Origin of the sequence: Pseudorhodobacter sp. (assembly GCF_030452865.1) — a bacterium.
GTDB lineage: Bacteria > Pseudomonadota > Alphaproteobacteria > Rhodobacterales > Rhodobacteraceae > Pseudorhodobacter.
On record NZ_JAKDLJ010000114.1, the window covers coordinates 1 to 9,184 of the forward strand.

Consider the following 9,184-nt stretch of genomic DNA (forward strand, 5'->3'; position numbering starts at 1 on the left):
GGTCGCCTGGAGCGGGCATATTTCCCGGTGATCTGCCAAAAAAGCCAGCCTGACGCCGCAACCGCGAGGGCGAGGGCAAGAATCCGCGCCGGGCCGATCCAGCCCAGCGAAAAGCCGTCGGCACGAAGCTGGGTCACGGTCATCGAGGACAGGCCCAGGATCACACCAACCGCCGCAAGCGGGATCAGCGCGTGGCTGAGATGGTGAAAACGTTGCGCGTGCCAGCGCCCAGTGATCCCGACGGCAAGACCAAGCGGCAGGCTGACCGCGATGGTGATCACGATGGCCGCCGCTGTGATATAGGCCAGCAACACCGCGCCATCCAGCAGCGTCAACACATCATTGCGCGCCGGGTAGTTGGTCAGCACGAACCACGGCAGGCTTTGCTCCAACGGCCAGACGATGCCGTGACGCACCAGCCATGTCGCAAGCGTCTGTTTGAGCGCGATGAACCAGGGGCTGGAGGACCATTGAAACGCACCGATAGCGACGCCCATCAATCCAGTGATGATCAGCAGGCTGTCCCAGATGCTTGCCGTTTCGCCGGCGACATGCACGACCTCATGGTCCGGACGTCGGGTTTTCAATTCCACCGCGTCGCGAAACCCGGCGCAGCGCCCGCACATATGGCAGGCGCTTGCGCCCTTCATCACCTTCACCGGCACCAATGGCGCGCAGGTGAAGGGGGTCGTTGCTGCGGGGCGATGTTGAGGCGCATGCCATTGCTGCTGATCCACCGCGTAATGCACCGGCGCGAGTTTGGCGAGCAAACCGAAGACGCCGTTGACCGGGCAAAGATACCGGCACCAGACCCGCTTGTTGCGGCCATACATCCAGCCGATGGCCATTGCGGCAGCGGTGGAGCCTCCGAGGATCAGGAGCACCGGCAAAGGGTATTGGTACACGCTGATCAACTGGCCGTACACCGTCGTCAACACGAAGGCAGTGAAGGGCCAACCCTTCCAGCGGATCCAGCGCGGGGTGGCGCGGCCTCGGCCATGGCTGGCAGCAAATTCGGACAGCGCGCCTTCGGGGCAGAAGATCCCGCACCAAAGTCGGCCAAACACCAGCATGGAAAGCAAGACACCCGGCCACCACACGCCCCAGAACAGGAATTGCGCCAGAAGCGTCAGGTTGTCCCAGATATGCGCGCCGATCGGTGGCAATGGCAGCAGCGTCGGCCCGATCAGCAACACGGCATAGACGACGACTACGCCCCATTGCACTGCCATGATGGTGCGACGATGATCCCGCAACCACAGCCCGACCCGAACCAGACGGGTTTCGTGCGGATTTGCGGGGAAGTCGATTGCGGTCATGCCACTCGTGCCCTGATGTGCCGCGATTGCCACGACCCGAACCCGACCACCACCGCCCAATACAGCACCCAGACAGTGACTGTCACCGCGCCCGGCTGCGCGCGATATCCGGTCAGACCCGCAAGCAAGCCGCCCCAGCGGCCTGAATCGCTCAGGAACCAGCCTGTGTTCCATAGCGGGTCGTCAAAGGGCAGTATGCCGAGCCCGATCAGCTTTTCCGCGCCACTGGTGAACATCTGACAGGCCAGCAGCAGCAACAGGATTTCGGTGATCCGGAAAAACAACCGCCAGGACAGCCAACGCCGCCCCATTTGCAGCAGCCCGTAAGTCGCAAGTGCGAGCGTGAAACCGGCAAGGATCGCACCGATCACTGCGGGCAAGCCGCCCGCTGCCTCCGCCCCACCTGACAGGATACCGTAGAGAAACACCACGGTTTCACTGCCCTCTCTCGCGACAGCGATCAGCGCAAGCGTGAAAATGCCCCACCAATGACGCCTGCGCGCTGCCTCCGCCAACCCGCTTTGCAAATCACGCTTCAGGCTGCGGCCATGCGCCTGCATCCAGAACACCATCTGTACGATCAGCACGCCCGCAAGCAGCACAAGTCCGGTCTGGAACCAATCTTGCGCTTCGTCGGATAGCTCTGCCGCGAAGATCATCAAGATTGCGGCCAAGGCAAAAGCCGCCGCAATACCCGCCAGAACGCCGCCCCAAAGGTATCTGCGACCGCGCGCGGCGGCATCATTCGCCGCCATCCATGCCGCAAGGATGCCGATAACCAACAATGCTTCGACGCTTTCGCGCCACACGATGAAAAGGATCTGAGCGAGCATGATGTGCCTTGGGCTTATTTCGCCGTAATAGTGCCGTTGGCACTGTCCAGGTTCATGTGGAATTCGTCATAGAACGGATAGGAACCGGCAGAGAGTTTGCGGAACACCAGAAAGGATGCCGCCCCCGGTGCCAACACCTTTTCCTTGTAAAGTCGTTGGCTTTCAAATTCCGCCGCGGTGGTGCCGACGTTGCGGATTGAGAGCTTGAACGGCGTGCCTGCTGCGACCTCGATATGCTGCGGCGTGATGACACCATCGTTCAGTGTAACCTCGATCACCGGCATTTCCTCAGCCCGCGCCCCGATTGAAGCGCCCGTCAAAAACGTCAAGGCAAGAAGTGCTGTTCGGGACGGTGATCGCATGTGAATCCTCAGGGTTTGTTGGCGGTTTACGCACTGGCGCTCAGTAGCTGCCCTTTTTGCCGGTTCCGGCATAGATGAAGTCATAGCTTTTGGTGAAAGGGTCAAACCACGGGGCGACGCCGGTTTCTGGGTCTGTGTGGCGCCCGAAATCAATTCCTTCGGGGGGCGCTACCGTCAGTTCAAGGTGGTATTCCCCTGCTCCGGCCAGTTTGAGGTTGTCACCGTAATGCGGCCCATCATTGGCAACCATCGGCATCATATGGCCGGCAGTTGTCCAGTCGCTGTCCTTTTTCGATAGTTGATAGCTGATCTGGAGATAGGGCGCCCATTCACCTTCGGCCAACCCGTTCGGGTTTCCAGCCAACGCGTGAACGTCTGCTTCCAGATGGATATCGGAATCAGCGGCGGGGGCCATCATTCCCGCTGGGTCCATTACTATGGGTTGAAGATAGACCGCGCCAACTTCCAGACCACCGCCATTCTGCGGCTCCCCGATCGGGTATTCCGTGGCGGCGGCCGGCAGGCAATATGCCGTCGAAATCAGGACGGCGGCACCGAGGAGGTTTCGAATCATTTCCGTTCTCCGCTGGGGGCGTGTTGTGATGGTGATTACCATAGTGTTTCAGTCAGTTAAATACCCGACAGAAAACCTGCGCCATTGACGGCATCACAATTCTGTAATCACCGAACGCAGGGACGCCACTGCCGAGCTCGCATTTCTCGGCCGAACGGTAGGTCGCTATCAACGCTCACACGGCAGGGGGCGCGCGGCTTCAGGGGTTTTGCTTTCCGGGGGTGATCACTCCGCTACCTCTCGTCCGGCAGGTTCGTATGCCGCTGCTGCGTAATGGGCGAAGTAGGGCGCGAGCTTTTCGTGCGTGAAATCATCCACCGCGATCACCTGCGACACCAACTCCGACATTTCGTCAATCGCCGCCAGATCGGCCTGACTTGCAATGCCGGCCTCAAACCCCTGTTGCGGCGTCATCTTTGCGTCGCGCAGGCGTTTCATCAGCGGTGCCAGTGCGGTGACTCTTGCGTAGCAACGGTTGAGCAGTTGAACCCCGTTGCGGCTGCATCCCTGATGCACCGCACCCGTGATCCGGTCGCGAGTTGCGCAGGGTTCATAGAGCAGGTTGCTGCACTGCACCGCCAGTCTGTCATCAGGGCCGCGCACGGTTCCACCTGGCCACGTCAAAAAGCGCAGCACCCATGCCGCCCAGCGCGCGGGCAGGTTGGCGATCACCTGATCAAGGGACGTTTGAATACGTTTGAACGCAGTTGCTGCGGCGTATTGCAATACAGGCAGATCCGCCTCCTGCCGCCCCTCATCCTCCCACCGTTTCAGCGCGGCAGAGAGAATGTACATCTCGGACAGGATATCGCCCATCCGCGCTGAGATCATTTCCTCCCGCTTCAAGGTGCCGCCCAGCGTCAGGAACAGAAAGTCGGCAGCCACGGCATAGGAAGCCGACCAGCGCGACAGTTGCCGATAGATCGGGGTGGCCGCGCCCGCGTCAGGCGCGGGTGCAAAACGCCCAGCGGTTATCGCACGACCCCACGCACGAAACAGGATACGGGTGGTGTGGCCGACATGCGCCCAGAAAGATTTGTCAAACTCCGCAAGCGACGTTTCCGCGTCCGGTTCCTGCAACGCCAGTATTTCATCCAGCATATGTGGATGCGCGCGGATTGACCCCTGGCCAAAGATGATCAGACTGCGGGTGACGATATTTGCACCCTCCACCGTGATCCCGATGGGCACCGCGCGGTAAAGCGGCAACAGGTAATTCGATGGCCCGTCGATAACTGCCTTGCCGGAATGCACATCCATCGCGTCATTCAACGCATCCCGCATCCGGAACGTCGCATGCGCCTTCATGATGGCCGAAATAACGGACAGCGCGCGGCCTTCATCCAACCCGGCACAGGTCAGATGGCGGGCGGCATCCATTGCGTAGGCGTCGGCCGCAAGCCGCCCCATGCGCGCCTGCACCCCGCCGAACTTGCCGATCGGCAGGTTGAATTGCTGGCGGATGCGGGCATAGGCACCTGTGGTATGAGCGCATAGCGCGATGGCAGCGCAACCCATTGACGGCAGCGATATGCCGCGCCCGGCCGCCAGCGCCGACATCAGCATCATCCAGCCCTTGCCCGCGTAATCCGGTCCGCCGACGATATGATCCAGCGGGATGAACACATCCTTGCCGGTGGTCGGGCCGTTCATGAACATGGTGGAGGAGGGAATATGCCGCCGCCCGGTTTCGACACCGGGCAGATCGGTCGGCACCAGCGCACAGGTGATGCCGATTTCCGGCTGATTTCCCAACAACCCATCCGGATCGCGCAGCTTGAAAGCAAGGCCGAGAACGGTGCAAACCGGGGCCAGCGTGATATAGCGCTTTGCCCAGTTCAGCCGGATGCCAAGCACTTCCCTGCCTTGCCAATCGCCCTTGCAGATCACGCCGTCATCGACCATGGCCGAGGCGTCGGAACCGGCCTCTGCGCTCGTCAGGCCAAATGCAGGAAGCTCGCGACCGTCGGCCAGACGTGGTAGCCAATAATCCTTTTGCGCGTCGGTTCCGAATTGGTGCAGCAACTCCCCCGGACCAAGCGAGTTCGGCACCATCACCGTGACTGCGGTGGCAACGGAACGGGTTGAGATGAAACGCACGATCTCCGAATGCGCGAAGGCCGAAAACCCCAAGCCACCGTAGGATTTCGCGATGATCATGCCAAAGAATCTGTGATCACGAAGGAACTGCCAGACATCCGGCGGCAGGTCACCATCTTCACGATTGATCTGCCAATCGTTGATCATGCCACATAACTGCTGGCACGGGCCGTCAAAGAACGCCTGCTCCTCCACGCTCAACTTCGGCAGTTTCACCGCGAGGAGTTTCTTCCAGTCGGGGTTCCCCGAAAACAGTTCCGCCTCCCACCAGACCTCACCCGCTGTCAGTGCCTCACTTTCGGTCGCGGACAGCGTTGGCAAAACGCCCTTCGCCCACTTGTGGACCGGCTTGGTCAGGATCGACGCGCGCAGGCTGTTCATCGCAAATGCCTCCCAAACGCTAACTCCGGCGGCGCGGATCAGTTCCCTGCAAGGCCGCCCAGCAGGGATTTGGAACCAACCGCCGACTGAGTGAGTTATTGCATGAGACAACAAAGAGGAGCACGAGATGCCGAGGAAATTTGTCGGAGATCTTGACCAAAAAGTCTGTAAGCAGATGATCGACCTTCTGAATGCGAATCTGGCGGAGACGATCAGCTTGTCGCTTGCAGTCAAGCAGGCGCATTGGAACCTCAAGGGCGTGGGTTTCATCGGGGTGCATGAGTTGCTGGATCAAGTGGTGGACAGGTTGCGAGCCTCTGCAGACATGATGGCGGAGCGGGCGGTGGTCCTTGGTGGTTTTGCCAAAGGGACGCTGGAGCAAGTTGCAAAAGGCGCGACACTCGCCGCCTATCCGCCGGAAATTTCGCCGGTCGCCGAGCATGCCGAGGAATTGAAGACCCGGTTCATGGCTGTGGGTCGCAAATTGCGTGAAGCCATCACGGTCGCGACGGATGCGGGTGACGATGACACCGCAGATCTGTTCACTGAAGCAAGCCGGGTGCTGGACAAGGACGCCTGGTTCATAGGTGCGAACGTCCCCGAATAGCGCGGGGCTCGGTCAAAACGACACAAGCGCAACCACGGCATGCCTGCGGTTGCGTCTGTTATTCGGCGGCTCAGCGAAAGCGCCGATCCTCCGGCGTGGTTTGACCCATCGTGTTTTGCAACATCGCAAACAGCGCCACCTCTGCCCGGCTCATCGTTCGTTTCGGATTGGTTACAAGGTAAATGTCGATTGCGCGCAAAGCGTTACAGGGCGGCATGTGTTACGAAGCCCCCGCCCGACATCGCGCTGCGCGACATGGATCGGCAGCGCACCGATCCCGATGTTGAAGATGATCATCTGCCGCGCCTCGGGCCGTCTAGACGAAATACATTTCAAACCAGGATTCAAGCTTGCAAGTGCGCGCAGACTGGCAATAGCGAACAAGGGGTCGGCCGCTTCGTCGGTCTGGTGCGACACGTCAGAGAACCGCTTCAGGCGTCAATTTTTGGGCGTCGATACTGGCCGAAGTGACGACACACGGACTTTCTTTGTGTCGCGCGGCCAAACTTGCACCGCGTCATCATCCCGCAAGCAGTTCATGCGGTGATCGCGCTGTTTTCGGTGATTAGCGTCATGGAACCGACACTGGCGGCGTAGAAGGCCATCAACCGTGTTTATCAGTCACTTGAATTCTACCTCGCCGGCGCTTTTTGCTATTACATCATCAATCTCGCGCTGGAGGCAGGGTTACGTCGGACGGAACGCCGCTTCGCGCTAAGGAACGGAGGCCGACATGACACCGTGCGCTTTTGTCGGGATCAAGAACGCCGCCAAAAGTTTTCGCAATTTGCAGGTGTTGAAAGACATCAATCTGACCGTGGATCACGGGCAGATTGTTGCCATGATCAGGCCATCCGGGTCAGGCAAATCGACGGCTGCGCGAGTAATACATGAGTTGCAGCCGCTCCCCTCAGGCGAGATCTCGCTGGAACGTGTGCAGATCAACCGCAAACTGCCACCCCGGCAATAGGAGAAACACGTCAACGCGGTGCGCCAGAATATCGGCATGGTTTTCCAGCATTTCAACCTGTTTCAGCATCTGACGGTGCGTGGCAATATCACCCTCGCATCGCATATCCTGAACGGGTTGTCAGAAGCTGATGCGAGTACACTCGCGGAGGAACGTTTGGAAAAGGCCGGATTTCTGGTCCAGATCGGCACAGACCCGTCACGCCTTTCGGGTGGCCAAAAGCAGCGTGTCGCGATTGCGCGTGCGCTACCGATGAAACCCAAGGTTACGCTGTTTGATGAGGCAACATTAGCGCTTGACCCGGAGCAGGTAGAGGAGGTCAATCAGATGATAAAGCGACTCGCTGAGGAGCATCTGACCATGATGATTGTCACGCACGAGATGGATTTTGCGGCTGCGGTTTGTGATCGGGTGATTTACGCGGATGGCGGCGTGGTGGTCGAAGAAGGCCCGCCTTCAACGCTGTTCAAGAAACCCCGGACAAGAACGCACCCGCAATTTCTGCGCAAACACCTCGCCCGTAACGGCGATTGAGCGAGCCCCGCCATGTCAAACCTGTTCTATCAGACCAAATCCCCGCGCCCAATGCTCGACCGGGCGGACGGAATCTATATGTGGGATAAGAATGGCAAACGCTATATTGACGGATCATCGGGTGCGATGGTGTCGAACCTGGGCCATTCCGACCCGGCGGTACTGACCGCGATGCGGGCGCAGATGGACAAATCCACCTTCGGCTATCGGCTGCATTTTCAGACCGAAAGCTCAGAAGATTTGGCACGCAAGACAGCCGCGTTAGCCCCTGATGGCTTGAACAAAGTGTTCTTCGTTTCCGGTGGGTCGGAGGCGGTGGAAAGCACGCTGAAACTGGCGCGGCAATATGTGCTGATGCAGGGGCAGCCGCAGCGGTTCAAAGTGATTTCGCGCTATCCCAGCTATCATGGTTGCACGCTTGGCGCGCTGGCCCTTACCGGTTATGCAACGATGTCGGCACCGTTTGATCCGATGATGCAGCGGATGCCGAAAATCCCTGCGCCGCGTGCATATCTCGACGGACGGGATATGGACGATCCGTCAACAGGATTGCACTATGCCAATATGCTGGAGGCCATGATTTTGCAGGAGGGGCCAAATACCGTTATGGCCTTTATTGTGGAACCTGTCGGTGGGGCATCGACCGGTGCTTTGGTGCCGCCTGCGGGCTATATGCCGCGTATTCGTGAGATTTGTACGCAATATGGGGTGCTGTTGATCCATGACGAGGTGATGACGGGTGGTGGTCGTACCGGGCGCTTCTTTGGTGCGGAACATTGGGGAACAGTGCCGGATTTGATCGCGATCTCCAAAGGTTTTGGCGCGGGTTATGTCCCTCTTGGCGCAATGATTGCGCGCGATGATTTGGTGGACGCGGTGATGGAAGGTGGCGGGTTCATGCACGGCTTTACCTATGCCGGGAATCCCCTTGCCTGTGCGGCGGGGGCGGCGGTGTTGGACCAGATTGCCAAGCGTGATCTGGTAGGCAACGCCGAACGGATGGGGTTTTTGTTACAAGAACGCCTACAAGGGCTGATGCAACGCTATAGCCTGATTGGCGATGTACGCGGCAAAGGTTTGTTGATGGCCTTCGAGTTGATGGCGGATCGCGCCACCAAAGCGCCGCTCATCCCGAGCCTGAACGCCCATTCGCGGCTGGTCGATATCGCCTATGACAATGGCTTGATCATCTATTCCCGGCGCACACGGGGCGGCACCTCGGGCGATCATTTCCTCGTCTGTCCACCGTTGATTACGACCGAAGCGCAGTTGAATGAGATCACTGAGTTGCTCGATCTGTCGCTGTCGCAATTTATGGCGGAACTGCCCGCGCAGGTTGGCTGATATGTCGAAAATCATCATCTGCGCTGTCACCAGCGCCGTCCGAACCCCGTCGATGTCGCCGAATTTGCCCATCACTATGGATAAAATTTCGCAAAAATCTATGGAGGCAGCAGCGGCGGGCGCGGCGACCCTACACCTGCATGCGCGCGATCCATCGGGT

General features: G+C 59.3%; 9 protein-coding genes and 1 pseudogene. 4 read left to right on the forward strand and 6 right to left on the reverse strand.

Features of this window, described 5'->3' with window-relative positions; genetic code table 11:
* The 5 genes from L0H65_RS08760 to L0H65_RS08780 form a co-directional block, all read right to left on the reverse strand.
* Window positions 1-1,319 (reverse strand): 4Fe-4S binding protein (locus L0H65_RS08760; protein WP_301458492.1); only part of this gene is annotated, 1,319 nt, incomplete at its 3' end.
* Window positions 1,316-2,152, reverse strand: a complete 837-nt coding sequence (locus L0H65_RS08765) for an FTR1 family protein (protein WP_301458493.1) — start codon at window positions 2,150-2,152, stop codon at window positions 1,316-1,318. The genes L0H65_RS08765 and L0H65_RS08760, both read right to left, overlap by 4 nt.
* 14 nt (window positions 2,153-2,166) lie before the next feature.
* Window positions 2,167-2,514, reverse strand: coding sequence for a cupredoxin domain-containing protein (locus tag L0H65_RS08770; protein ID WP_301458494.1), 348 nt, complete (start codon window positions 2,512-2,514; stop codon window positions 2,167-2,169).
* A gap of 40 nt (window positions 2,515-2,554) precedes the next feature.
* Window positions 2,555-3,088 (reverse strand): iron transporter, encoded by a 534-nt coding sequence (locus tag L0H65_RS08775; protein ID WP_301458495.1) that lies wholly within the window; start codon window positions 3,086-3,088, stop codon window positions 2,555-2,557.
* 225 nt (window positions 3,089-3,313) lie between these two features.
* The gene (locus L0H65_RS08780) at window positions 3,314-5,569 is read right to left on the reverse strand and encodes an acyl-CoA dehydrogenase (protein ID WP_301458496.1); all 2,256 of its coding nucleotides are present in this window, start codon (window positions 5,567-5,569) and stop codon (window positions 3,314-3,316) included.
* A gap of 127 nt (window positions 5,570-5,696) precedes the next feature.
* On the opposite strand from L0H65_RS08780, the gene dps reads away from it, so the two are divergent.
* Window positions 5,697-6,176 (forward strand): DNA starvation/stationary phase protection protein Dps, encoded by a 480-nt coding sequence (gene dps, locus L0H65_RS08785; RefSeq protein ID WP_301458497.1) that lies wholly within the window; start codon window positions 5,697-5,699, stop codon window positions 6,174-6,176.
* A gap of 171 nt (window positions 6,177-6,347) precedes the next feature.
* Here dps and L0H65_RS08790 read toward each other — a convergent pair whose 3' ends face one another.
* Window positions 6,348-6,473, reverse strand: coding sequence for a hypothetical protein (locus L0H65_RS08790; RefSeq protein WP_301458498.1), 126 nt, complete (start codon window positions 6,471-6,473; stop codon window positions 6,348-6,350).
* Between the two features lie 436 nt (window positions 6,474-6,909).
* Between L0H65_RS08790 and L0H65_RS08795 the strand changes: the two are divergent.
* The 3 genes and pseudogenes from L0H65_RS08795 to L0H65_RS08805 all read left to right on the forward strand — a co-directional run.
* A pseudogene (locus L0H65_RS08795) lies at window positions 6,910-7,680 on the forward strand (amino acid ABC transporter ATP-binding protein).
* Between the two features lie 12 nt (window positions 7,681-7,692).
* Complete coding sequence (locus tag L0H65_RS08800) at window positions 7,693-9,024, forward strand: aspartate aminotransferase family protein (protein ID WP_301458499.1); 1,332 nt, start codon at window positions 7,693-7,695, stop codon at window positions 9,022-9,024.
* A gap of 1 nt (window position 9,025) precedes the next feature.
* On the forward strand, window positions 9,026-9,184 hold a 159-nt coding region (locus L0H65_RS08805), incomplete at its 3' end, for a 3-keto-5-aminohexanoate cleavage protein (RefSeq protein ID WP_301458500.1).

What these genes read in the sequence shown, in the direction of transcription:
- L0H65_RS08765 (WP_301458493.1), bottom strand. Translation starts at nt 2,152, where the DNA reads ATGCTCGCTCAGATCCTTTTCATCGTGTGGCGCGAAAGCGTCGAAGCA.
- L0H65_RS08770 (WP_301458494.1), bottom strand. Translation starts at nt 2,514, where the DNA reads ATGCGATCACCGTCCCGAACAGCACTTCTTGCCTTGACGTTTTTGACG.
- L0H65_RS08775 (WP_301458495.1), bottom strand. Translation starts at nt 3,088, where the DNA reads ATGATTCGAAACCTCCTCGGTGCCGCCGTCCTGATTTCGACGGCATAT.
- L0H65_RS08780 (WP_301458496.1), bottom strand. Translation starts at nt 5,569, where the DNA reads ATGAACAGCCTGCGCGCGTCGATCCTGACCAAGCCGGTCCACAAGTGG.
- dps (WP_301458497.1), top strand. Translation starts at nt 5,697, where the DNA reads ATGCCGAGGAAATTTGTCGGAGATCTTGACCAAAAAGTCTGTAAGCAG.
- L0H65_RS08790 (WP_301458498.1), bottom strand. Translation starts at nt 6,473, where the DNA reads ATGATCATCTTCAACATCGGGATCGGTGCGCTGCCGATCCATGTCGCG.
- L0H65_RS08800 (WP_301458499.1), top strand. Translation starts at nt 7,693, where the DNA reads ATGTCAAACCTGTTCTATCAGACCAAATCCCCGCGCCCAATGCTCGAC.